General features: G+C 51.4%; 20 protein-coding genes. 11 read left to right on the top strand and 9 right to left on the bottom strand.

What is annotated here, in order from left to right; genetic code table 11:
- Positions 1–212 precede the first annotated feature (212 nt).
- Together CDA54_RS13385 and CDA54_RS13380 are read left to right on the top strand one after the other, a co-directional pair.
- Positions 213–1,352 (top strand): efflux RND transporter periplasmic adaptor subunit, encoded by a 1,140-nt coding sequence (locus CDA54_RS13385; protein WP_099035521.1) that lies wholly within the window; start codon positions 213–215, stop codon positions 1,350–1,352.
- A gap of 3 nt (positions 1,353–1,355) precedes the next feature.
- Positions 1,356–4,448: an efflux RND transporter permease subunit gene (locus tag CDA54_RS13380; RefSeq protein WP_099035520.1), complete on the top strand. Its 3,093-nt coding sequence runs from the start codon at positions 1,356–1,358 to the stop codon at positions 4,446–4,448.
- A 95-nt stretch (positions 4,449–4,543) separates the two neighbouring features.
- On the opposite strand, the gene CDA54_RS13375 is transcribed toward CDA54_RS13380, so the two are convergent.
- From CDA54_RS13375 to CDA54_RS13350, 5 genes are all read right to left on the bottom strand, one after another.
- A complete protein-coding gene (locus tag CDA54_RS13375; RefSeq protein WP_099035519.1) occupies positions 4,544–5,164 on the bottom strand; it encodes a TetR family transcriptional regulator in 621 nt (206 codons plus the stop codon).
- A 70-nt stretch (positions 5,165–5,234) separates the two neighbouring features.
- Positions 5,235–6,584: a lysine-sensitive aspartokinase 3 gene (lysC, locus tag CDA54_RS13370; protein WP_099035518.1), complete on the bottom strand. Its 1,350-nt coding sequence runs from the start codon at positions 6,582–6,584 to the stop codon at positions 5,235–5,237.
- A 574-nt stretch (positions 6,585–7,158) separates the two neighbouring features.
- On the bottom strand, positions 7,159–7,905 hold the full coding sequence (locus tag CDA54_RS13360) for an energy transducer TonB (RefSeq protein WP_099035516.1): 747 nt from the start codon (positions 7,903–7,905) through the stop codon (positions 7,159–7,161).
- A gap of 55 nt (positions 7,906–7,960) precedes the next feature.
- Entirely contained in the window at positions 7,961–8,464 is a 504-nt protein-coding gene (locus tag CDA54_RS13355) for a DUF6702 family protein (RefSeq protein ID WP_099035515.1), read from the bottom strand.
- A complete protein-coding gene (locus CDA54_RS13350; protein WP_099035514.1) occupies positions 8,461–10,908 on the bottom strand; it encodes a M1 family metallopeptidase in 2,448 nt (815 codons plus the stop codon). The genes CDA54_RS13355 and CDA54_RS13350 overlap by 4 nt, the downstream gene beginning before the upstream one ends.
- 213 nt (positions 10,909–11,121) lie before the next feature.
- Between CDA54_RS13350 and CDA54_RS13345 the strand changes: the two genes are divergently transcribed.
- A complete protein-coding gene (locus tag CDA54_RS13345) occupies positions 11,122–12,090 on the top strand; it encodes a hypothetical protein (RefSeq protein ID WP_143452295.1) in 969 nt (322 codons plus the stop codon).
- Here CDA54_RS13345 and CDA54_RS13340 read toward each other — a convergent pair.
- Positions 12,044–12,829, bottom strand: a complete 786-nt coding sequence (locus tag CDA54_RS13340) for a peptidylprolyl isomerase (protein ID WP_099035552.1) — start codon at positions 12,827–12,829, stop codon at positions 12,044–12,046. The genes CDA54_RS13345 and CDA54_RS13340 overlap by 47 nt on opposite strands.
- Before the next feature lie 210 nt (positions 12,830–13,039).
- On the opposite strand from CDA54_RS13340, the gene CDA54_RS13335 reads away from it, so the two are divergent.
- The 3 genes from CDA54_RS13335 to CDA54_RS13325 are packed head-to-tail and all read left to right on the top strand — an operon-like array spanning position 13,040 to position 16,075.
- Positions 13,040–13,918 carry a mechanosensitive ion channel family protein gene (locus tag CDA54_RS13335; RefSeq protein ID WP_180237217.1) on the top strand — a complete coding sequence of 293 codons (879 nt, stop codon included), beginning with the start codon at positions 13,040–13,042 and terminating at the stop codon, positions 13,916–13,918.
- 1 nt (position 13,919) lies between these two features.
- Positions 13,920–14,732 (top strand): magnesium transporter MgtE N-terminal domain-containing protein, encoded by an 813-nt coding sequence (locus CDA54_RS13330; RefSeq protein WP_099035511.1) that lies wholly within the window; start codon positions 13,920–13,922, stop codon positions 14,730–14,732.
- 11 nt (positions 14,733–14,743) lie between these two features.
- Positions 14,744–16,075, top strand: a complete 1,332-nt coding sequence (locus CDA54_RS13325; RefSeq protein WP_099035510.1) for a magnesium transporter — start codon at positions 14,744–14,746, stop codon at positions 16,073–16,075.
- A 51-nt stretch (positions 16,076–16,126) separates the two neighbouring features.
- Here CDA54_RS13325 and CDA54_RS13320 read toward each other — a convergent pair whose 3' ends face one another.
- The 3 genes from CDA54_RS13320 to speB all read right to left on the bottom strand — a co-directional run bounded on the left by CDA54_RS13320 (position 16,127) and on the right by speB (position 19,666).
- Positions 16,127–16,753 (bottom strand): DJ-1/PfpI family protein, encoded by a 627-nt coding sequence (locus CDA54_RS13320; RefSeq protein WP_099035509.1) that lies wholly within the window; start codon positions 16,751–16,753, stop codon positions 16,127–16,129.
- A gap of 10 nt (positions 16,754–16,763) precedes the next feature.
- Complete coding sequence (speA, locus tag CDA54_RS13315) at positions 16,764–18,680, bottom strand: biosynthetic arginine decarboxylase (protein ID WP_099035551.1); 1,917 nt, start codon at positions 18,678–18,680, stop codon at positions 16,764–16,766.
- An 83-nt stretch (positions 18,681–18,763) separates the two neighbouring features.
- Entirely contained in the window at positions 18,764–19,666 is a 903-nt protein-coding gene (gene speB / locus CDA54_RS13310) for an agmatinase (RefSeq protein ID WP_099035508.1), read from the bottom strand.
- A gap of 308 nt (positions 19,667–19,974) precedes the next feature.
- Between speB and lptM the strand changes: the two genes are divergently transcribed.
- The 5 genes from lptM (at position 19,975) to xerC (ending at position 23,939) form a co-directional block, all read left to right on the top strand.
- Positions 19,975–20,133 carry an LPS translocon maturation chaperone LptM gene (gene lptM / locus CDA54_RS13305; protein WP_099035507.1) on the top strand — a complete coding sequence of 53 codons (159 nt, stop codon included), beginning with the start codon at positions 19,975–19,977 and terminating at the stop codon, positions 20,131–20,133.
- Positions 20,134–21,384 (top strand): diaminopimelate decarboxylase, encoded by a 1,251-nt coding sequence (lysA, locus tag CDA54_RS13300; RefSeq protein WP_099035506.1) that lies wholly within the window; start codon positions 20,134–20,136, stop codon positions 21,382–21,384. It abuts the gene before it with no gap.
- A gap of 128 nt (positions 21,385–21,512) precedes the next feature.
- The gene (dapF, locus tag CDA54_RS13295; RefSeq protein WP_099035505.1) at positions 21,513–22,343 is read left to right on the top strand and encodes a diaminopimelate epimerase; all 831 of its coding nucleotides are present in this window, start codon (positions 21,513–21,515) and stop codon (positions 22,341–22,343) included.
- The gene (locus tag CDA54_RS13290; protein ID WP_229748158.1) at positions 22,340–23,023 is read left to right on the top strand and encodes a DUF484 family protein; all 684 of its coding nucleotides are present in this window, start codon (positions 22,340–22,342) and stop codon (positions 23,021–23,023) included. The genes dapF and CDA54_RS13290 overlap by 4 nt, the downstream gene beginning before the upstream one ends.
- Before the next feature lie 4 nt (positions 23,024–23,027).
- Positions 23,028–23,939, top strand: a complete 912-nt coding sequence (xerC, locus tag CDA54_RS13285) for a tyrosine recombinase XerC (RefSeq protein WP_099035549.1) — start codon at positions 23,028–23,030, stop codon at positions 23,937–23,939.
- Positions 23,940–23,942 lie beyond the last annotated feature (3 nt).

Raw genomic sequence — 23,942 nt, 5'->3', positions numbered from 1 at the left:
ATAACCTGTTTTACGATGCGACCACTATAATATGCCTGTAACCCTTGTATTGCCGGCGTTTATCAACATCAGTATATCGCGGTACACTGTTCGTACAGACCATAGAGAAATAAGAATCAGTTTCAGGCAGGATTGCTTACATACAACTTTGTATGTATATTCTCCGTCATTATTTTGCCCGGACTTTTTTGGGATTATTGAGGTGCACAACAATGCAAAACAGACTGGCGATTCCGGCTATTCTTTTTACTTTCACGCTGGTGGGCTGCGGTCAGCCCCAACAGCAGGCCGGACCGGGAAATCAGAAACAGGAAGTAGAAGTTGTGCAGCTGCAACCAGAACCGTTGCAACTGACCAATGAACTGCCAGGCCGTACCGTAGACTATCGTCAGGCTGAGATCCGCCCACAGGTGAGCGGAATCTTGCAAAAACGCCTGTTTGAAGAGGGTCAGCAGGTGGAGCAGGGCCAGTTACTGTATCAGATCGACCCGGCCTCCTATAAAGCCACTCTCAACAGTGCACAGGCCGGTCTGGCACGTGCCAGAGCGATACAACACAACGCCCGTCTTAAGGCCGATCGCTTTAAAGGCTTGCTGAACAGCAAATCTGTCAGTCAGCAGGAATACGACGATGCCGAAGCGGCCCTGATGCAGGCCGAAGCCGAGGTCTCTATTGCCAAAGCGGATGTACAAAGCGCCGAAATCAACCTTGAGTACACCGAGATTCGCGCCCCCATCAGTGGCCAGATAGGCCGCTCTGCGGTAACCGAAGGGGCGCTGCTGACCGCTAACCAGCAACAGGGGCTGGCCACCATTCGTCAACTCGATCCTATCTATGTGGATTTAACCCAGTCCGCCAGCGAATTAAGAAAGTTACGTCACCAACTGGAAAATGGCGACCTGGACAACACCTCTCAGGCCGACGTGAGCCTGAAACTGGAAGATGGCACGAAGTATGAACAAAAAGGCAAACTGAAATTTTCAGAAGTGAATGTGGACCCCAGTACCGCCATGGTGACCTTGCGGGCGGTATTTCCTAATGCGGAAGGTGATCTGCTACCAGGCATGTTTGTGCGTGCTCAGGTTGAGTTAGGTACCGACCCAGATGCGATTTTGGTGCCACAAAAGGCAGTGGCTCATACTCCTAAAGGTGACGCCTCGGTAATGCTGGTCAACAAGGACGATACCGTCGTCAGCAAGGTCGTGGAACTGGGGCAGGTCAGAGGACAGCGCTGGATCGTAAAATCCGGTCTGCAGGCAGGTGACAGGGTGATAACCAAAGGGCTACAGAAAGTTCAGTCCGGTGCTCAGGTTACCGTAGTCACGGCAAAATCTGCATCACAGGGAGGTTAATCAATGGCAAATTTCTTTATTGGCAGGCCCATTTTCGCCTGGGTTATCGCCATTGTGATCATGCTTGCCGGGCTGCTGTCTATAAAGCAGTTACCGGTGGAGCAATACCCTCAGGTGGCGCCACCTGCGGTCACCATCAATGCCAGTTACCCCGGCGCCTCTGCCCAGGCAGCAGAAAACGCGGTCACTCAGGTGATAGAGCAGTCTATGACCGGCCTCGACAATCTGATGTATATGTCGGCACAAAGTGACTCGGTTGGGAATGTATCTGTAACGCTGACCTTTGAAACCGGCACCGACGCCGACATCGCCCAGGTACAGGTACAGAATAAGCTGCAACGAGCATTGCCATTGCTTCCTCAGGAAGTTCAGCAACAGGGTGTTGCCGTGGCCAAATCCAACGGCAGCTTCTTAATGGTAGTGGGCTTTGTATCCAGAGACGGCAGTATGCAGCGGGATGACATTGCCGATTATGTGGTGTCCAGCATCAAAGATCCCGTCAGCCGCGCCAATGGTGTGGGCAACGTACAGGTCTTCGGAAGCCAGTACGCCATGCGTGTCTGGCTCAATGCCGATCAGCTTAATCAGTATCAACTGACGCCGGCGGACGTCACTGCGGCCATTCGTGAGCAGAACAATCAGGTAACAGCAGGTCAGCTTGGCGGAGCGCCCGCCGTTGAGGGCCAGCAGTTTAATGCAGCAATCCTGGCGCAGACCCGCCTTACCAGTACCGAGGAATTTGGCGAGATTTTGCTACGGGTGAATGCCGATGGGTCACAGGTAAAACTGAAAGATGTGGCCAGAGTGGAGCTGGGCGGTGAAAACTATTCAGTGATAGGCCGCTACAACGGCGATCCGGCTACCGGTCTCGCCATAGAGCTGGCTACCGGGGCCAATGCGCTGGATACCGCAGAAGAGGTCAAAGATATTCTCGCGGAAATGTCGCCTTTCCTGCCCCCGGGGCTGGAAATGGTAATCCCCTACGACACCACGCCCTTTGTAGAAATCTCTATCAGTTCGGTGGTACAAACCCTGTTTGAGGCCATTGCGCTGGTTTTTCTGGTGATGTATCTGTTTCTGCAGAACCTTCGTGCCACGTTGATTCCCACTCTGGCGGTACCCGTGGTATTGCTGGGCACCTTTGCGATTATGACCGCATTTGGCTTTACCATTAACACCCTGACCATGTTCGGTATGGTGCTGGCCATTGGCCTGTTGGTGGATGATGCCATCGTCGTGGTGGAAAACGTCGAGCGGGTGATGACCGAAGAGGGCTTATCCCCGGTTGAGGCCACCCGCAAATCCATGGGCCAGATCACTGGTGCTCTGATCGGTATCGGCCTGGTGCTATCGGCAGTGTTTGTGCCCATGGCATTTTTTGGTGGTGCTACAGGGGCTATCTATCAGCAGTTTTCCATTACCATCGTCTCTGCCATGGCGCTGTCGGTACTGGTGGCATTGATTTTCACACCAGCTTTGTGTGCCACCATGCTTAAGCCGGTTAATGGCGACCATCACAGCAAAGGTGGCTTTTTTGGCGGCTTCAACCGTGGTTTTGAGCGCGGTAATCAGGGCTACCAGCGCATGGTTGGCGGTATGCTGAAAAGGCCTCTGCGATCAATGGCCGTGTATCTGGCAATCGTCGCAGTGATGGCCGTGATGTTTTTACGCCTGCCTACATCATTTCTGCCCGATGAAGATCAGGGCGTGTTCCTGTCACTGGTGCAACTGCCTACCGGTGCCAGTCAGCAGCGCACCGAAGCGGTAATGACGAAAATCTCCGACTATTACGATCAGGAAGACGCGGTAGAATCGGTATTTACTGTATCCGGTTTCAGCTTTGCCGGTCAGGGGCAGAACATGGGGCTGGCCTTTGTGCGGCTCAAAGACTGGAGCGAGCGGGATGAAAGCCAGTCAGTGCAGGCTGTTATTGGTCGTTCAATGGGCTTTTTCTCGACGATCAAGGAAGCACAGATATTTGCCTTTAATCTGCCACCCATCGCCCAGTTAGGCAATGCCACAGGCTTTAGTCTGTTCTTGCAGGACCGGGGCGGGCTGGGCCATGAAGCACTGTTGCAGGCCAGAAATCAGCTTCTGGGCATGGCCGCGCAGCAACCGAGCCTGGTAGGCGTCAGGCCTAATGGTATGGAAGATGCTCCACAGCTTAAAATCGATGTGGATGAACTCAAGGCTAAAGCCCTGGGGGTAAGCATCAATGACATTAACCAGACTCTGTCGATTGGCTGGGGCTCGCGCTATGTAAATGACTTTGTTGATCGAGGCCGGGTCAAGAAGGTATATGTGCAGGCCGATGCGCCGTACAGGATGATGCCGGATAACCTTAATGACTGGTATGTGCGCAACAACGAGGGCGAGATGGTGTCTTTTGCCGCATTTTCCAGTACCCGCTGGGTTTACGGACCACAGCGCCTTGAGCGGTATAACGGTGTACCCGCCATGGAAATTCAGGGCCAGCCGGCACCGGGCTTCAGCTCAGGTGATGCCATGGACAAAATGGCCGGGCTGATAGATCAACTGCCTCAGGGCATTGACTTTGAGTGGACCGGTACGTCTTATCAGGAGCGTATGTCAGGCGCCCAGGCACCTGCACTGTATGCCTTGTCCATTCTGGTGGTATTCCTGTGTCTGGCGGCACTGTATGAAAGCTGGGCAATTCCGTTTTCGGTAATTATGGTGGTACCACTGGGGATCATTGGTGCCCTGTCAGCAGCTTATCTGACCGGGCTTGGTAATGACGTGTATTTTCAGGTCGGGCTTTTGACCACCATGGGGCTGGCATCGAAAAACGCCATTCTGATCGTAGAATTTGCCCGCGCGTTGCAGGATCAGGGTAAGGCCCTGTTTGATGCCATTATAGAAGCCATTCGCCTGCGTCTGCGGCCGATCATTATGACATCAATGGCCTTTTCCCTAGGGGTGCTGCCACTGGCCATCAGCAGTGGCGCAGGCTCCGCGAGCCGCAACGCCATTGGTATCGGTGTCCTGGGCGGCATGATCTCCGCCACACTGCTGGCTATATTCCTGGTACCGGTGTTTTATCTGGTGGTACAGAAATACTTTGTCAGAAAGAAATAAAGGTAACTGACACACCAGGGACGGTGTGTAACAACAACAGGGAAAGTTGGACTATGGGGTTTTATGATTAGCGACTTTTTTATAGAACTTTTCAATCAGGTTTGGCTCTTTACCCCATTTAAAAAGCAATCAATTAAAGCCGGAGCGCATTGTGACAGGTCACATTGATTGGGAGTCAGTAAAAACTTACCTATCAACCCGCTGATATAGGCATGCAGGGCGCTGGCAGCAAGGCCCGGGCTGATGTCCGGGTTAAGCTGGCCTGACTGCCTTGCTCGTTCAAAAGCACGCTCCAGGGTCTGCTGCACTTCCATATCCAGCTTCTCCTGCTCATGCACGGCAGGGTTCAGTTCATCAATGTATTCACAGCGGTGAAAAACAATACCCAGTACCCGACGATGCTGTTCGCTCTCTCCCACTATCTGCAAAGAACGAATCATAATGTCGCGGATACTTTGTAGTGAGTCAGACTTTGCAGCCCCATCCATTTCACTGAGCATCATCCTAAAGGGAAGCCGGATTCGCTCAAGCATGGCGGTAAATAAATCCGACTTATTATCGAAATGCCAGTAAACGGCACCCCGGGTTACCCCTGCCGCGCGGGCGATTTTATCCAGTGTGGTACGCGACACACCTTGTTCATAAAATAGCTTTTCAGCGGCATCCAGAATCGTGGCGCGGGTGGCTTCGGCTTCAGCCTTTGTACGTCGGACCATGTGCAGGGTTCAATGGTGGGTTTGCTGCCGGGGATTTTACCATAGCCCCGGCCACCGTCATAATCGCTCATTACTCGCCTTCAAACAGATCCCTGTGTAGTTCCTTCACAACGCCGGTACTGTCATTGCTGGCCACCAGAAAAGAGATATTGTGCGGGTTCGCCCCATAACAGATCAGTCTCAGATTATAGTTTCTGACCGATTCGAATATCTGACTGGAGACCCCGGCGGAACTGTGCATATTGTTCCCCACCACCGTGACCAGATCATAGCCTTCTTCAACACTGACATCACTGATCTGCTTCAGATCCTCAATGGTGGCACGATTGAGTCGTGCACGCACCGAGTTGGGCGGGTTGTCGATAGTCAGGGACACGGCAATTTCAGAGGTAGTGACCAGATCGACGCTGAGATTATGGCGGGCCAGGATCCCAAATACCTGCTGCAAAAAGCCGGAGGCATAGAGCATGCTGGGGGTCTTGATGGTAACCAGCACCTGATCCCGACGCCGCGTCAGGGCGCGGAAATGAGGTTCATTTTTGCAGTCCTTGACGATCCAGGTGCCACCTTTTTCCGGTTCACGGCTGGAGCCCACAAATACCGGTATGTTCTTGCGCACAGCGGGCACCATTGTTGCCGGATGCAGGACTTTTGCCCCAAACGTGGCCATCTCTGCCGCTTCTTCAAAACTCAGCTCAGGCAAGGGCCTGGCTTTGTCTGTAATGCGTGGATCGGTGGTATACACGCCGATGACATCGGTCCAGATCTCGCAACTATCGGCATCCAGTGCCTCGGCCAGCAATGCTGCGGTATAATCCGAGCCTCCACGACCCAGTGTGGTGGTGTTGTCATGCTCATCAGAGCCTACAAAGCCCTGTGTCACCAACACCGTGCGTGAAAGCTCAGGCTTCATCAGTTTAGCGGCCTGGCTCGCAACAAGCGAAAAATCCGGTGCGGCCTGGCCAAAGTCGCTATCCGTTTTAATCACTTTTCGGGCATCAAAATTTTCCGCCTGCACACCTTTCTGGCAAAGCAATTCGGCAAACAGCAAAGAAGACATCCGTTCACCCAGGGAAAGCATAGCGTCTTTGAGATCAGGGCGGTGCAGGATCTCTTCGTGGAAAGCCAGTTCTCGCAGCAGGTTAAGCAATTCGTTTAGCTTTACCGACACCTGGGGTGGAGAGTCCAGTCCGGAGAGAATAGCAAATTCAATCTGCTCGATACTGGCAATCACCGCATCGATTTGCTCAGCGGTCAGCTCTTCATTAGCTAATTGCACCAGGTAATTGGTTACACCTGCAGCAGCGCTGACCACCACGACTCTGGTAGCCTGGTTATTCTGCACAACATGAGCACAACTGCTCATCGCATCGATGTTGGCAACGCTGGTTCCGCCAAACTTGGCTATATTCAATGGCATTTCCCGCTCCCCTTATTCTGTGTGCGCTAAGGGCCCAGAGAATAACGTATTTTCATCCTTTTTTAATGCATTTTTATGCAATAACTCATTCCGTTATTAACAGCTTTTGAAAAAGACAAAAATAACCACAGAGGCACAGAGAACACTGAGGAATTAACGGTTTAATGCCTGTACTTTTCCGAGCCCTCGTGGTGAAAAGCAATCAACCACGAAAAACACAAAAAGCACGAAAAACACTAAAAGCACGAAAGAAAAAGGAGAGCAGTTTTGTTTCAACGTTCGTGCTTTTCGTGTGGTTCGTGGTTAAAAATAAGGGCGCTGGGTTCCCGCCAACGGCTACGGGAACGACGTGCGGTCATGCCCGGGTGCAGTATTCGGGCCTGTCCAGCACCTTTGATAGCTGGGTGTTATTGAACAGCACATTGGTAATTCAAAGGTTGCTGGGCATCCAGCGCCCTTTGTATATTGACAGTGTAGGGTCGAATTTATTCGACAAGTAGCCAGGGTCAGTCCAATAAATTGGACCCCACATGATATTGTGCTTCTCCGAGCCCTCTGTATCTCTTTGATGAAATCAATCGTTCTGGGTTTTATCCAGCCGTTTATCAATATACTGCTGAAAGGCGCCCCGTTTACTGCAGCGGACTGCGCCACCTGCGAACCTCATCACGGTGGCAATCGTGCTATTTATACCCGCTTCACAATTTACTTCTTTGGTGATGGCCTGACGGAGTTTCTCATCTTCACTCAGTTTTTCCGTATAGTCCGGAATCTCGCCAATTGGATTCTGTTGCTGTTGCCGGTACTCGCTGGCCGCCTGTTCGGCTAATTGCTGCTGTTGCCGATAATGCCAGCCAGACAAATGTCGCTGTGCCGCACTTTTATATTGCGAAGGATTATAAGGCTCTGCCTGAGAACCAGCGTCTGTCGTATCCTGCGTCGGGTTGCTGGGTGCTATTTCGGTTTTTTTAATCTGCTCAGCCGGTTTATTGTCTGTTACTTCCGGCTGATCGGGTTGAGGAGGCGCTGGCTCACTTTTTTCGGGTAACGGCTCTGCCTTCTGTGCTGACTCAGGCTCCCCTTTCGGTTTGGAAGGCGGCGCAACGGCCGCAGGGGCCTGCCACAGGCGGGCTTTAATGGACATGTTAGTTTTTTTGTGTGTGACCATCGGCGCGATGGCCTGAGACTGTAATCTGATCAGCCCCCAAAATGCCAGGGCGTGGATCAGCAGTGAAATTAGGATAAATGGCAGCAGAGAAGCTTGTACCGGGCTCGTTTTAGGCAGCAAAGGGTCTTCACAGTCCATTGAAAGTAACAGCATAGATAGTCTGACGGGGGAAAAGTTCACCCCGCCAGGACAGCGCGCTTATCTATTCTCAGTGATGATGAGATTCGAAGCTGACGCTGAGGACTTCGGTACTGCCCTCGAAATTCAGACTACGGATCTGTTCTTTGCCTTCAATATTGACCAGATTAACCTGTTCTGGCCAGATATCCCTTAAGGCATCATGTTTGACCGCCAGTTCAGTCACCGACTTTGGTATGGCTATTTGCTGGTAAACCCAGAAGAACTTGCCTTCAACTTCAGACCCCACCAGTTCAAGGGGCAGCTGCTGCTCATGCAGCAGTGAAAAGCGGGCTGCCACATAGTCGGCAAACGCCTGCTGGGTGTCTGCAGAATTGAGCATATCGGCGTTACGATCAAAGAGTTTTTTCACCGCATGCTCGGCGTCATGCAGGTAAAACCTGTGCATCACGTCAAGTTGTCCGGTGCGGTGATTAAACAATACCTTGGTCAGTGCCGCTTTTTGCTGATGGGCAGCCGCGGGCAGAGCCGTTGCTGCCACCAGCATGACCAACAACACCAGCCATCGGCTCATTGCTGCTCCTTTTTATCATCTTTATCGTCGTCGGTTTTCAGCTCGGTTTTAATATCCTGCATAATATCCCTGCGCACTTTAGCCTCAGATTTTTTCGCCTTGTAGGCTTCAACTCTTGAGGGAATAATACGACGAGGATAGTGGTTATTCTCTACATCTACATCGGCTGTTTCCCAGCGCGGATCGACAGTTACCTGCTCAAGCTCCTTGTCGGTGACAATCAGCTTTTTCACTGCTTTGGGGCTGCGGCGCCAGATTTCGGCCGGAAGCCGACGTATCTCTTCACTTCCATCGGCGTACTCCAGTTGCAGAATAATCGGCATCACCAGACCACCGAGATTGGAAAACTCCATCACGTAGTAATTGCGATCTTCACTGACGGCACGCTCAAAGACCTTACGCTCCCAATCATCCAGCTCTTTAAGGAACTTGCGGTATTCATTGCGTTCTTTGTTGGTGACAGTAAACCGGTCGTTCTCATCATAAAAATCAGTGATATCAGGATTACGCTCTACCCACAGGTCGCCTTCCTCACGGTTACGCTCAACCGTGATTGATAAGGGCTTGTCCAGTTCCTGCTGGCGCAGACGTTTAAAGTCGATATCCGGATCTTTGGTGTCCATTCTCAGCTTGTAGACCCGGTCGATAGAAATATCCACATGATCGGTAGTGTAAAACCAGCCACGCCAGAACCAATCCAGATCCACGCCACTGGCTTCTTCCATGGTGCGGAAGAAATCAGCCGGAGTCGGACGCTTAAACTTCCAGCGGCGGGCATACTCTTTAAACGCAAAGTCAAACAAATCGCGACCTAATATGGTTTCGCGCAGAATATTCAGTGCGGCGGCAGGCTTGGTGTACGCATTGGGACCGATTTTCAGTATGCTGTCAGACTGAGTCATAATCGGAACCTGCACTTGTGATTTCATGTAGCCAGTGATATCACGAGGCTCCACACCCCATGGAATGTCCGGGTCCCATTCGCGACCTGCCACGCCATCGAGAAAGCTGTTCAGGCCTTCATCCATCCAGGTCCACTGACGCTCATCGGAGTTAACAATCATCGGAAAATAGATATGCCCGATCTCATGGATCACCACGCCAATCAGGAAGCGCTTTTCTGCCTGTGAGTATGTGCGGCTGCCATCATCCTGTAATTCGGTACGGGGGCCGTTAAAGGTAATCATGGGGTATTCCATTCCGCCCACCGGGCCATTAACTGACTGTGCCACCGGGTAAGGATAATCAAAGGAAAAGCGCGAATACACCTCCATGGTGTGCACGATAGACTCGGTACTGTACTTTTTCCAGAGCTCCCCCCCTTCTTTAGGGTAAAAGGACATGGCCATGACCAGTGGTTGTTCATCGCCTCCCTGCTGGTAACCTCTGGCGTCCCACATAAACTTGCGCGACGAGGCCCAGGCGAAATCCCGGACATTTTGCGCTTTAAACCGCCAGGTTTTGGTTTTATCCGTTGCCGCTTTCTCGTTTTCCAAAGCCTCTTCTTCGGTGACCACAAACACCGGCCGTTTTGCCGTTTTTGCCTCCTCCAGTCTTTGTTGCTGAGTTTTGCTCAGTACCTTTTTGGGGTTTTGCAGGCTGCCTGTGGCAGACACGATATGGTCAGCAGGTACGGTGATCTCTACCTCATAGTCACCAAACTCGAGGGTAAACTCTCCGCGCCCCAGAAACTCTTTATTGGTCCAGGCTTCGTAGTCGGTATAAGCATGCAAACGAGGAAACCACTGTGCCAACAGGAAAATATCGTTGCCACCTTCCCGCGGGTCGTCAGCAAAGTGCTCGTAGCCGGCACGGGCCGCTACCGCATCTTCCTCAACGATATTAAAGGCGTAATCAAGGGAGAATGATACCGTCTCGCCAGGCTTAAGTGGCTGATGTAAATCGATGCGCATATTCGTGCCCACCAGGGTGGCCCGAAGCCGGTTTCCCATCGCATCATTGACAGCGCCGATTTCATAACCCAGCTCATTATCCTGCATAAACTGCTGGCGTCGCAGCTCTCCCAGACTAAGACGAGCAGGCTTGTCACCATCGCCGGCTTTAGTGGCCGGACCGCGACGACCAATACCGGCAAAGGCAGTACTGCGTTCCGCCATTGAGTCTGGTTTGAATTTATTCTGGTCCAGCTGCAGCCACAGATAACGCAGCGTATCCGGGGAATTATTCTGGTACCGGATCTGCTGGGTAGCCTGCAGACGGCGACGGGATTCATCCAGAGTGACGTTGATTTTGTAGTCTACCTGCTGCTGCCAGTACTGGTGGCCGGGTTCACCAGCAGCATTGCGGTAAACGTTTGCCGTGGGCAAAACCTCATCCAGTTGTCTGAACTTATCTTCAAAATTACCTTTGCTCTGGCGAATGGCATCAGCCGATACCAGGGCCGAAAACACATACAACAGCAAAACAAGACTACGTAACGTCATAGGTCACCTTAATTTATATACCTCACAAACCGCTGGGTATAGTTTCAAAACCAGGGAAGCCGGGCAAGATAGCGCTTTGCGGCAAAATGCGTAAGTTTCAACCAAACAATCATCGACAAGTGGCCTAAAAAATAAGGCAGATGTACTTTAATCAACTACGATCCTTGCCTTCGAAGTGGGCGTAATGATTTATAATAGGGGTCATGCTGAGCTATGCGTTCATCGCAACTGCGACGAATACGCAACAGCCCGGCTGTTGGAAAAGGGATGCATATGGAATATACCAAAGGCTTGTTAGCACTGGTTCTGATATCTTTGTCAGGCCTGACTCTTCAAGCCGAACCGTTTATTTCCCCGGAGCCTCACAAGGTTACCTGGGCGGTTAACGATGGCCCGCCGTTTCACATTCTCGATGGTGATTATCAAAGCCAGGGTTTTTGCGATGTGCTGGTGAAAGAAATGATTCAGGCAATGCCAGACTCGGAACATGAAGTCCTGACCATTCCCCCGGCGCGAATCGCCAGACTCAGAGAGAAACGGGCGCCGCTATGTTTTCCCTGCATGATCCAGCGCCCTGACACGCCGATTACCCGCTACTCAGCTGCCACCTTGTATTACCAGCCCCATCAGCTAATCGCCAGTGCCTCTTCTGCCGGGTTGATTGGTCAGAGATATGGTCAACCGGTTGATTTTGCAGCCCTGTTACAGGATCCGTCCTTACAATTTGGACGCCCCCTTGGCAGGGCATATGGAGATGAGTTACAACCGCTACTTGACCAATTCAGTGAAAGTCAGCCGAACCACAGGGTATTGTCTGGTAAGTCCACGCTGGCGCTTAATATGGTGGCACTTGGAAGGCTGGATTATACCCTCGACTACCCGGTAATCGGCCGTTATTTTGAACTGACAGAAAAGGAAAATCTTTACTATCTGCCGATTGCTCAGAACCAGAACAGCCCCATTATCGGGGCTATAGGCTGTAGTAACACCGAATGGGGCAAACGCACCATTGAAAAAATTGATACGGCGCTGGTGGAAGTGCTCAGGTCAGAACCCTACCTGAGCAGCATTGGATTTTGGTTCACCAAAAACAACCCTGACTTCTGGCAGAATTATAAAGAGCACGTACTCAAGCCTATCCGCGAAAATGACGACGAGAAGAAGGCCAGCCTCGCAGAATAGCGACCAGACACAAAGCCAACACCCCCCAGCTGATTCCGCCGCCAGAGGAGCCTGAACCACCACTGTCCTTTTGCTCATCAATCAGAGTGTTTGGTGTCGGCTGTAATTCCGGATGGGTGTCAGTATTCGCATCAACCACCACAATATCGGTGATCAGTACCAGGTTTTCTGCTTTAAGTTCTTCCTGGTCTTCAGAATAATCCCGTAGCGGAATCTCTTTCAATGCACCACCAGCATCATAGGTTTGCAGTTCGGCAATGGCATCCACTACCTCCATACCCTCTCCAAGTACCTGACCGAATACAGTGAACCCACCATTCTGAACATCCAGGTTAGCGCTGTTATCGGCCAGATTAATAAACCACTCCGACGCGGCACTGTCAGGATCACCGGCTGACTTAGCCATCGCGATGGTGCCCCTGAGGTTGGAAAGCTCCGGCTCATTAGCCACCGCGGGGCCTCTGGTTACCTGATCGAGAGGAAACTCATCATTATAGGTAAACCCACCGGCCTGCATCACAAAATCCGGCACACTGCGATGCACCACATTGTTATAGTAGGCACCTGAGTTCACATAACCGAGAAAGTTGGTGACCGTGGCCGGCGTTTTATTATCAAACAAGTTGATCTGGAAGTTGCCCAGCACCGTTTGCACTTCTACTACCGTGGCCCAGGCAGCCTGAGTACAGGTCATCATCATCGCCAGACCTATTGCCAGTTGCTTGTTTCTGCTGCTCATCGTTTCGCTCCAATATAATAACAATGACTGCAGCTTAGAGCTTTGCATCGCGCTGTTCTTCATCAGTTTGTAGTGAATTGTGTTCTCCTGTTGCCAATTGTTATCCGCGGCCCATGGCAAAAAGAATACAGACAGCATTTATACCTATACTTACACGTTATGCTCAGAGTATCTTGGGTGAAACAGCAAGCAATGCAGGGGGAGTCCTTGATGACAACCACACCTTCAACAGGCCATTGGCAACAGGCTATAACTGACCTCTACGCTCGCTTAACTGAGCACCTCATCGCCTATTTGCCGCAAATACTCGGCGCACTGTTGCTGGTGCTGGCTGGTTGGGTCATTGCCTGGCTGCTGTCACGGCTGACGCGATCGATGGTCAGTTTAATCAATCGTTTGCTGGCGCTGATTAAACCCTTGTCAGCGTTGCACCGTTCAGTCCACATCAAGCCAAATCATGGACGCATTGCTGCCAGGGTTGTGTTCTGGATTGTTATCCTGTTTTTTCTGGCTGCGGCGACATCAACACTGGGCCTGGAGCTTTTCGCGAATTGGCTGAGCCAGTTTCTTACTTATCTGCCCAGGCTACTGGCTGGTTTGTTAATTATGCTCGGTGGTATTGTCCTTGCGAACCTGCTCAGTTCAATGACCAAAGCCACTGCTGAATCCGCCCGGCTTCCAAAGGTTATCTTACTGGCTGGCCTGGTCAGATATGCCGTAATGTTTACGGCATTGGTGATCGGTGTTGAACAACTGGGGATCAACATTCAGTTTATTACCAGCCTGGTGGTGGTGCTGTTAGCCGTGCTCAGTGGCGGACTGGCACTGGCTTTTGGTCTGGGCAGTAAAGATCTGGTGGCGAATCTGGTCGGCACCCGGCAGGCCAGAAAACACTGTAAATTGCAGGATCATATACGCATCGGCGACATACAGGGCGTGTTGCTGGAGATTACCGACAGCATGCTGGTACTGGAAACCCAGCAAGGCAGAACCCTGATTCCCGGTAAACACTGGATGGACAGCAACAGTTGTGTGCTCAAAAAAGACACACCGGCGAGCGCATCTGAAAACCTGACGCCCCGGGGGTAACATGACCACCGCTAATCTTAATCTGGCTCTGCATTTTCTTAAAGAGCAGCCGCGGGCTGCCGCGCGGCAGTTAGAGCGTGAAACACCACAAAAGGCTGCCGGGCTGCTCTCTCAGGCATCTGCAGATGTGGCAGCTCAGGGGCTTACAGCCATGGTGCCGGATCATGCGTCCCGTATCTTGTCATTATTGTCTGACGAACAGTGTTCAAGGCTGTTTTTTGAACTAAAAAGTGCCGATATTGCCACTATTTTACGGCATTTTGATGACCGTAAACGGTCCTTCTATTTCGCACTGATGTCATCACGAAAAAAGTCCGCCTGTCAGCGGTTGCTCAGTTATCCCGAGTACACTGTCGGAGCCTGGCTGGAAACCAACCTGCTGATGATCACCGACACCATGCATGCGCAGGATGCCGTTTTACGCATCAGAAAAAGTACGGCTGCAAATCTGCAACACTGCTTCGTCGTCAATCAGAAGCGCCAGCTAATTGGCCCGGTGAGTCTCTACAGATTACTGCATGCGTCCGAGTCGACGCTGGTTTCACGACTTGTAGAACAGCCTTCCTCTGGTCTCAACGGATTTACAGAATTGCGCGCCGCAATAGACCTTGATGACTGGCGTCATCGTGACAGCATGCCGGTGGTCAACTATGACAATGAATTAATCGGGGTGATTCACCATCATCAAATCCGCCATGCGCTGAATAAACAGGGAACGCAAAGACACGCCGCTTTACCTTACGAGGTGCTTAACCTGTATGGCGCCTCAATCGGCGCATTACTGGACCTGTTTAGTCCTCAGACAAAAGGGTAAGGAGAAAACAGATGCAATCTCTTGATCACCTCGACGATACTGCCGCACAGCTGAATCATGTATTTATGGCAGACTATCCTTCCAGAAGTGCGCGCTACCTGGAAATGATGCCAGCCAACCAGGCGGCCGGATTATTGCAGCAACAGCCCATGCATCTGGTTGCCGGTCTTTGGAAACATTTACCTCCGGGGTGCTCTGACGGTTGCTTTGAACACTTTGATGATGATTTTGCCGCGCGCCTGATCGCTTTTCTCGATAGTCATCTGGCGATCAGTCTGCTCAGCCGTCTGTCCTCTGCGAGACAGGATAAACTGTTTACCTTACTGGAAGCCAACAATAGTGCCCTGGTCAAAGAATACCGCACACTTTTGAGCTATCCGGAAGACTGTGCCGCAAGAATGATGACAACCAATGTTCAGGCATTTTCTGCTGATACCACAGTGGCCGATGCGTTGGCCCGACTGCGCAGAAGCAAAGAGGCCTGCCCAAACACGCTTTTTCTGCTTGACCCGTCACAACAATTAACTGGCCAGGTACAACTTACCGAGCTGGTTACCTCCTCATCCGCTACCTTGCTGAGCAATATCGCTATGCCGGTTAAGGTCACGCTCAGTGTGCTTGATCATAAAGATACCGTAGTGGAAACATTCGAGGGTCAGCATACGCAGACGATACCGGTATTGGATGCACAGGGCCTGCTTGTCGGGCAGATTGGTTACTCCGATGTGTACCAGTCGACAAAAGAAGATCTGGCTACTGATATGCAAACGATGGTGGGGGTTAGCAAAGAAGAAAAAGCCTTGTCCAGTAGCTGGTTTGCCGTTACCCGGCGTATGCCCTGGCTGCAGATAAACCTGCTGACAGCCTTCGCGGCCGCCGCCGTGGTGGGTATGTTTGAAAATCTGATTGCGGAAGTGACTGCCCTAGCCATTCTGTTACCCGTAGCCGCAGGCCAGTCCGGAAACGCCGGTGCGCAGGCACTGGCGGTGACGATGCGTGGCCTAACCCTGCGCGAAATCACCACAAGGCAATGGTCCAGAGTGCTATTTAAAGAAATGCGAGCGGGGTTTCTCAATGGCGTCATCATTGCCGTCACCTGTGCGACAGCAGTGTATTTCTGGAGCCAGTCAGTGGGCCTGGCACTAGTCATGGGTCTGGCCATGGTCAGTTCGCTGGTCATTGCCTGCAGTGCCGGCGCACTGGTACCCATGGGGCTGAAACGGTTAGGTATGGACCCGGCTCAGTCCTCGTCTATTGTTCTCACCACCATTACCGATATTGCGGGCTTTATGTCATTCCTGGGTATCGCCTTGCTCCTTACCGATTTGTTGCCCAAAGGATAAGTAGCCTGGCACTGTGTGTGGTCTGCCAGTCAGCAGAATCAGACAATCCGGCTAAACAGTGATTCTGCGCTTATCTGAATCGGGAAAAGGGTACTCCATATGCCTGGCAGTGGCCCGGGCCACCGATTCACCAATATAGTGCTGAACCATTTTCAGAGACATATCGATTCCGGCCGAAATACCGGCACTGGTGCAGATCTTTTCCCCGAACACAAAATGTTTATCAAAAACGACTTTGACGTCGGCAAAGTTATCCTGCATGCGCTGGAGTGAGCGCCAGTGGGTTGTAGCCTCAAGGCCTTTTAACAGGCCTGCCTGAGCCAGTACCATCGAACCGGTGCAAACCGATGCCAGCGTACTGACTCGCGGTGCCTGCTCCACCAGCCAGTCCTGAACCCTTTGATTTGTGACCAGTTCGCGGGTGCCCCAGCCACCCGGCACGATCAGAATATCCAGTGCCGGGCAAAGCTCCAGAGTTGTATGAGGGGTTACCTGCATGCCGCCACTGGTCGTTACTGGGCCGTCCTTCTCAGCCAGCAACAATACCTCAAAAGGGCTGGGGTCCTGACGCTGACGAGGCTCTTTCAGACGGGTTGTGGAAAACACTTCAAAAGGACCACAGAAATCCAGCACTTCCACGTCATCAAAGATCAGTATTCCCACACCATATTGTGTCATTTTTACCCTGTTATTTTCCGGTTTTCAGATAGGTATAACCGTGCAGGCAGTCTTCATAGAAATCTGTCCATTTCACCCCTTCTCTGGGTTTAATATTGCCCGCTGCCACCTGCCTGTCGATAGCCCGTTTTACGTCCTTGGCCATGGCCGAAGGGTTATACTGCATGATCGACAACACACCACTTACAGACGAACCTGTGACCACTTCTTCGATATAAAAATCAGCCGGATCATCATCATCACTGAAGATGTGCACTTCATTCAGACGGCCGAAAAGATTGTGCATATCTCCCATCACATCCTGATAGGCGCCGGTAAGAAACAGGCCAGCGTAGTACTCTTCACCGGGTTTAAGTTTATGCAGGTGTAGTACATCGGAAATTCCCTGTTCGCCAATAAACTGGTCGATTTTACCGTCGCTGTCGCAGGTAATGTCCACCAGCGAGCAATTCACGGAAGGTTCTTCGTTCATTCGCGTAATGGGTACCACAGGTAACACCTGATCAATGGCCCAGGTATCAGCGGCAGACTGGAAGATAGAGAAATTGCACAGGTACTGAGACGATAAGGCGTATTCCAGCCCTTTTAGCTCTTCCGGCACAAACTCAACCTGCTTCAGCTCCTGATTCAGGCGCGCCATAATCTGCCAGTACAGGGTTTCCAGTTTGGCCAGCTCTTCTAATGAGATAACACGCAGTTTAAAGGCCTCGATGGCCTGCTCTTTCCATTGCGATGCATCATTAAAAATCTCCTGAAGGTTGCTGCCATTATCAAATGCAGGTACCAAATCACGCATGTTGCTGACCAGCACGTGTTCGTCTTCACTAGCCTGTGTATCAAACTGAATGTCACTGTTCTTTATCTCACCCACGATCTGGGTGATCACGCAACTGTGGTGGGCAGTGATGGCCCTGCCGCTCTCACTGACCAGGTTCGGGTGAGGCACTTCTTCCAGGTCACAGATCTCTTTCATGCCGTAAACCACATCGGCCACATATTCCTGCATGCTGTAATTCCGCGACGAGTCACTGGTGGACTGAGTGCCATCATAATCCACCCCGAGGCCGCCACCGACATCCACATGAGTCATGTCGACGCCCATCTTACGCAACTCAGCATAAATACGCCCGCCTTCGGCAACGGCGTCTTTGACAGACCGAATATCAGTCAGCTGCGAGCCAATATGAAAATGCAGAAGTTTCAGACAATGACCCAACCCCTGCTCCTGCAGATATTTGGCCGCATTGATGATCTCGGCAATGGTCAGGCCAAACTTGGCCCGGTCGCCACCAGAACTTTCCCACTTGCCCCGGCCTTTTACGGTCATTTTCGAACGCACACCGATGATGGGATCGATATTCAGTTCTTTAGCGATACGTACCAGCGATAATAACTCTGAGTACTTTTCCACGACCACGATGATGTTGCGCCCCAGCTTACGGCCAAGCAGGGCCAGGCGCATAAACTCTTCATCTTTATAACCATTGAGTATGGTCAGCGATTTCTCACTGGTCTCGAACGACAGCACCGTCAGCAGTTCGGCCTTGGACCCGGCTTCGAGGCCATAGTCATAAGGCGCGCCGGCATCGACAATCTCTTCCACCACTTCACGCATCTGGTTGACCTTGACCGGATAAACCCCCTGATACTGCCCCTGATACTCCGCTTCTTTAATGCTCTGACGAAAAGTCTGGTTTAACAACGCGACCTGCGAGCGCAGAATGTCATGAAAACGCACCACCACAGGAAACTGTACGCCTTCCTGCTTGATCTCTTCGATTACCGTATTGAAATCAATTCTGACATCGGGGTTGTCGAACGCCGGAGTAACATGCAGATTACCGTTCTCTCCAATTTCAAAATAACCACCGCCCCAGCGTTTTACCCGGTAAAGCCGTTCAGCATCTTCAATTGTCCAGTTCGCCAATCTGTTCTCTCCCAAATAAAGTCGACTCTGCTTACTTCGCTTTTTGTCGACACAAAAAATTAAAACACGTTGCGCAACACTGCTCAGGCCTGCATACAAAGAATCAGTTCACGTACCACCTTAGCAGCAAATACGGCACTGTTGCCGGAGCTGTCGATTTCCGGAGACAGTTCCACTACATCACAGCCCACCAGTTTCTTATTACTGAGCAGTTTGATCAGTTTAACAAAAGAGTGAAAGTCCTCGCCGCCAGGCTCAGGGGTGCCGGTGCCGGGCAAGAAGCTGGGATCAAAATAATCCAGATCCAGAGTCAGATACACAGGCCTGTCTGTGGCAATGGCATCGATAGACTCCAGAAAACTGTCTCTGGAAGTGCGGATGGTTTTATTTTCACGCATCCACTGATATTCCTCTTTCGTTCCTGAGCGGATGCCGTACTGCACCAACTGGTGATCCGGGCCAAAATGATCCAGCGCCCGGCGGATAATGGACGCATGGGAAAAATGATAGCCTTCATAGCCATCGCGGAGATCCGCATGGGCATCCAGATGCACCACCACCAGATCAGGGTACTGCTCAAGGTACTTCCTGATTGGCGCATAGGAGATAGAATGTTCCCCCCCTAAGGTCATAATACGGATGTTGTCTTTTTCAAGATCCCGGGCGCCAAACAACCGCTCAAAGTCATCGGTAGCACTTTGCCACTGCTGCTCCACATCATCGCTGACACCTAATTGCAGATTGCCCATATCCACAAAACGGCATTGCTCCAAATCCGCATCCAGGTAGGGGGAATAGCTCTCGATATCTTCAGACACCTCACGCAACGCATCCGGGCCGTTGCGGGTGCCTTTGCGAAAGCACGCAGTGCCGTCAAAACCGAATCCTATCAGGTGCAGACAATCAGCCAACGGCTGAGTCGCCGTTTCTGCCATATGAAAAGGTGTACCGGGTGGCGTCAGAGTTACCTTGTTTGCAGAAGACATCGTGTAAAAATCCTGTCATTCAATAATGCGCGTAGTATAAAGAATAGCAGCCCTCTAACCCCAGCCTTTTCTGCAGTCACCGGGCGCAGATTTTGCCCTCTCAAACCCATTGTCTTATTCCGGGATCGTTTCTTTAACGCACTGGAACCTTTCCATCGGACCTGGCCGTTATAAAGCCCTGACCATTAGAAAGCATCGGAAGCCCCGATAGATAGGCGTTTCGGGACCGATTTTGGTCTTTTTCGCACTTTGCTTTTTGTCCCGGCAATGCCATCATAGCCGATCTGACACCTCTGTAGAGTGACGCCGTGAAAAGGTTAAAACTGACAGCCGCAGTGAGCCTGCTTTTATTGGCAGGATGCGGCCAGAAAGGCCCATTGTTTATGCCCGAACCGGCCGCTGACAATAAGCCGGATAAAAGCGAACAAACTGAGACTCAACCCACCAGTGAAAAAGAGCAGAATTAGATGGATTTCTTTGTACATCAACAACAAAAGCTGATGGCAGAAAATGTACCGGTCAGCCAGATTGCGGCCGACTACGGTACCCCCTGCTATATCTATTCCCGTGCCACCATCGAGCGTCATTGGCGCGCCTTTGATGATGCCGTTGGTGATCATCCTCACCTTATCTGCTACGCGGTGAAAGCTAACTCCAATATCGGCGTGCTCAGCGTACTGGCCAAGCTGGGGTCGGGTTTTGATATTGTCTCCGGCGGGGAACTGGCCCGTGTGCTCGAAGCCGGTGGCGATCCGGCTAAAGTGGTCTTTTCAGGTGTCGGTAAGACCGAACATGAGATTGCCTATGCGCTGGAGCAGGGGATTAAATGTTTCAATGTTGAGTCACCCTCAGAGCTCAAACGTATTAATAAAGTTGCAGGTGAAGTGGGTAAGCAGGCCCCGATATCTTTGCGGGTTAACCCCGATGTAGACGCCAAAACTCACCCTTATATTTCCACTGGCCTTAAGGCCAATAAATTTGGTATTGAACGTGAGCAGGCAGTGGACGTCTATAGCCAGGCTGCCCAGATGCCACACCTGAAAATTGTGGGTATGGATTGCCATATAGGTTCACAGTTGACCGAAGTGGGCCCCTTTGTGGATGCACTGGACAGATTACTGGAACTGGTTGACGAATTAGCCGCCCGGGGTATAGAAATCGAACACCTTGATGTGGGTGGCGGTCTGGGCGTCACCTATAAAGATGAACAGCCACCGCAACCCGATGCCTATGTAAAGGCCATTGTCGATCGTATGCAACAACGGCGTCATCTGCCGCTGATCTTTGAACCGGGCCGGGCGATCATGGCCAATGCCGGTATCCTGGTCAGCAAAGTAGAGTTTCTCAAGCAGGGAGCAGAAAAGAACTTCGCCCTCATAGACGCCGCCATGAATGATCTTATCCGCCCGGCATTATATTCCGCCTGGATGGATATTGTTGAAGTGGATCGGGGGCTCCAGCGAACCTCTTACACCTATGATGTGGTCGGTCCAGTATGTGAAACCGGGGATTTTCTGGGTAAAGATCGGCAACTGGCGATCGACGAGGGTGACCTGATTGCAGTGCGAAGCGCCGGAGCCTATGGCTTTACCATGGCCTCGAACTACAACAGCCGCTGCCGGCCAGCAGAGATATTAGTGGATGGCGAACAATGTCATTTGGTTCGTGAACGAGAAAAACTCAAGGATCTCTGGAAAGGAGAGCATAAAGTTCCGTAAACTACGACTTATTCAGAGTTCAGTAACAGAGCTAAAGCCAACAAACCGGGATCGGCTTAACAGGAATGGATGTTTTAACCGTTGATCCCGGATGGACGTAAAGCTGTTACTTAAAATAAGTGGTACCGATGCAGATTCATTTTTCTAAAATGCAGGGACTGGGTAATGACTTTATTGTTATCGACAACGTTACCCAGAACGTATTTTTTTCTAAGGACAAGATTAAACAGCTAGCAGATCGCAATTTCGGTATCGGCTTTGACCAGATGTTGCTGGTGGAGCCTCCCTATGATCCCGATCAGGACTTTCATTACCGTATTTTTAATGCCGACGGCACTGAGGTATCCCAGTGCGGCAACGGTGCGCGCTGCTTTGCCCGCTTTGTGCGTAATAAAGGACTGATTAACCGGAACAAAATAGTCGTAGGCACCAGAGCCGGACGAATGGTATTGTATCTTGAGAGGGATGGTCAGGTGACGGTTAATATGGGTAAACCCCAGTTTGAACCTGCGCAAGTCCCCCTTAAAGCCAATAAGGAAGAGGCCACCTATATCATCCGCGAGGACGAGCAAACCATCTTTTGTGGTGCCGTATCTCTGGGCAATCCCCACTGCGTGATGGAAGTGGAGGATATTGATCAGGCACCAGTTGAAACACTGGGACCTTTATTGGTAAAACATGAACGATTCCCTGAAGGGGTGAATGTGGGCTTTATGCAAATCATCTCACCTTCTCATATCAAACTACGTGTATATGAACGTGGTAGTGGCGAAACCCTCGCCTGCGGAAGTGGCGCTTGTGCCGCTGCGGTGATAGGGCAGCTTTGGGGAAAACTGGAATCAGAAGTCAGGGTCGACCTTCCGGGTGGTACGCTGACCATACGCTGGCAGGGCCGTGATCGGGTAGTAAAGATGACGGGGCCGGCAGAGCATGTATTTGATGGAAGTATCAGCCTATGAGTGACATGTCGAGACAAGAAAAAGCCACACCAGCAGTGGAGTTAACATCGTTAGCACCGGAAGCCGTCAAGGAATACCTGCTGGCCAACCCGGATTTTTTCTTTTATTTTCCCGAAATTCTCGACAATCTAAGATTACCCCATAAGCAAAAAGGTACCGTTTCTCTGGTAGAGCGTCAGGCGGAGCAACTGCGTCTGAAAGTTCGCCAGCTACAAATGCAAATCAATGAGCTGATGGCCACCGCCAAACAAAATGAGCGGATTTATCGTATCTATGCCGATCTTAATCTGCGCCTGTTTCGTTGCCGGACACTGTTTGATGCCCGCAAAACCCTGGAACAGGTACTGTTACATCAATTAGATCTGCAAACATTGTCGCTGAAGCTGTTTGGCTTTGATGATGACCTGCCAGAAGCCAGTAAGCGCCATCTGATGGAAAAACGCTTCAATGACAATATTTATTATCTTGGCCGGCTCAGCCAGCAGGAACAAAAAATGCTGTTTAACAATCGCCCCGTCGGTTCTGTGGCCATGATGTTGCTGGGTGAGCGTGGTGAAATGGGGCTGCTGGCTGTAGGCAGTGACGAGCCACATCATTTTCACCCCGGCATGGACACCCTGCTGATTACTCAGTTGCAGAAATTTCTGACTCTGGTGGTTCCTCAGCTCGCGGAATACTGATGTGATGGTCGAATCAGCCACAGGGTGCAATGACCAACGGCTGGAAGATTTTTTTGCTCACCTGCGCAACGAATGCAATCTGGCAAAACGAACCCTGGATACGTACGCACAGCAACTGCAGGATGTTCATCAGCAACTGGCCCTGAAAAGCTGGGCAGATCTCAGCCCGCAACATATTCGCCAACTGCTCAATCAGGCCAGACAAAAAGGCCACAGCCCGGCCTCAATCGCCCTGAAACTCTCCGCTTTGCGTACTTTCTGCCAGTATCTGCTGCAACAGGGTGAACTGACCAGTAATCCCACAACCGGTATTCAGGCGCCGAAGAAAGGCCGCCCACTGCCCAAACAATTACATGTAGATGAAATGAGCCAGTTGCTGGATTTCAACCCCGGAGAAGATGTACTGGGGATCCGTGACAAAGCCATGTTGGAACTAACCTACAGCTGTGGATTGCGACTGGCTGAATTGACCGGCCTCAACCTGGACAATCTGGAAGATGGAAAGCACCAGTTAAGGGTAAGGGGTAAGGGCAATAAAGAACGTCTGCTGCCGGTAGGCCGGATTGCCCGGGATGCCCTGCAGGCCTGGCTGAAAGTCAGAGGTGAGCTGGCTCCGGCTGAAGAAAAAGCGCTTTTTATCAGCAAACAACGGCGGCGGATTACCGCCAGGCAAATCGCCCAGCGGATGCAGCAGTGGGCGATCAGGCAAGGGCTAAACCAACCATTGAACCCCCATAAATTACGCCATTCATTTGCCACCCATGTGCTGGAGTCCAGCGGTGATTTGCGTGGTGTCCAGGAACTACTTGGCCATGCTAATCTCACCACCACCCAGGTTTATACCCATCTTGATTTTCAGCATCTGGCACAGGTATATGACAAAGCCCACCCCAGAGCCAGGAAGAGTAAAAGCTGATAT

The sequence above is a fragment of the Lacimicrobium alkaliphilum genome (genome assembly GCF_002591895.1).
Lineage (GTDB): Bacteria > Pseudomonadota > Gammaproteobacteria > Enterobacterales > Alteromonadaceae > Lacimicrobium > Lacimicrobium alkaliphilum.
The sequence above is the reverse complement of the archived record's forward strand: the minus strand, read 5'-3'. Positions and strand labels throughout refer to the sequence as shown.

What these genes read in the sequence shown, in the direction of transcription:
- CDA54_RS13290 (WP_229748158.1), top strand. Translation starts at nt 22,340, where the DNA reads ATGAGTGACATGTCGAGACAAGAAAAAGCCACACCAGCAGTGGAGTTA.
- CDA54_RS13350 (WP_099035514.1), bottom strand. Translation starts at nt 10,908, where the DNA reads ATGACGTTACGTAGTCTTGTTTTGCTGTTGTATGTGTTTTCGGCCCTG.
- CDA54_RS13385 (WP_099035521.1), top strand. Translation starts at nt 213, where the DNA reads ATGCAAAACAGACTGGCGATTCCGGCTATTCTTTTTACTTTCACGCTG.
- CDA54_RS13380 (WP_099035520.1), top strand. Translation starts at nt 1,356, where the DNA reads ATGGCAAATTTCTTTATTGGCAGGCCCATTTTCGCCTGGGTTATCGCC.
- dapF (WP_099035505.1), top strand. Translation starts at nt 21,513, where the DNA reads ATGCAGATTCATTTTTCTAAAATGCAGGGACTGGGTAATGACTTTATT.
- speB (WP_099035508.1), bottom strand. Translation starts at nt 19,666, where the DNA reads ATGTCTTCTGCAAACAAGGTAACTCTGACGCCACCCGGTACACCTTTT.
- CDA54_RS13340 (WP_099035552.1), bottom strand. Translation starts at nt 12,829, where the DNA reads ATGAGCAGCAGAAACAAGCAACTGGCAATAGGTCTGGCGATGATGATG.
- lysC (WP_099035518.1), bottom strand. Translation starts at nt 6,584, where the DNA reads ATGCCATTGAATATAGCCAAGTTTGGCGGAACCAGCGTTGCCAACATC.
- CDA54_RS13330 (WP_099035511.1), top strand. Translation starts at nt 13,920, where the DNA reads ATGACCACCGCTAATCTTAATCTGGCTCTGCATTTTCTTAAAGAGCAG.
- lysA (WP_099035506.1), top strand. Translation starts at nt 20,134, where the DNA reads ATGGATTTCTTTGTACATCAACAACAAAAGCTGATGGCAGAAAATGTA.
- CDA54_RS13325 (WP_099035510.1), top strand. Translation starts at nt 14,744, where the DNA reads ATGCAATCTCTTGATCACCTCGACGATACTGCCGCACAGCTGAATCAT.
- CDA54_RS13360 (WP_099035516.1), bottom strand. Translation starts at nt 7,905, where the DNA reads ATGCTGTTACTTTCAATGGACTGTGAAGACCCTTTGCTGCCTAAAACG.
- CDA54_RS13345 (WP_143452295.1), top strand. Translation starts at nt 11,122, where the DNA reads ATGCGTTCATCGCAACTGCGACGAATACGCAACAGCCCGGCTGTTGGA.
- CDA54_RS13375 (WP_099035519.1), bottom strand. Translation starts at nt 5,164, where the DNA reads ATGGTCCGACGTACAAAGGCTGAAGCCGAAGCCACCCGCGCCACGATT.
- xerC (WP_099035549.1), top strand. Translation starts at nt 23,028, where the DNA reads ATGGTCGAATCAGCCACAGGGTGCAATGACCAACGGCTGGAAGATTTT.
- CDA54_RS13320 (WP_099035509.1), bottom strand. Translation starts at nt 16,753, where the DNA reads ATGACACAATATGGTGTGGGAATACTGATCTTTGATGACGTGGAAGTG.
- CDA54_RS13335 (WP_180237217.1), top strand. Translation starts at nt 13,040, where the DNA reads ATGACAACCACACCTTCAACAGGCCATTGGCAACAGGCTATAACTGAC.
- CDA54_RS13355 (WP_099035515.1), bottom strand. Translation starts at nt 8,464, where the DNA reads ATGAGCCGATGGCTGGTGTTGTTGGTCATGCTGGTGGCAGCAACGGCT.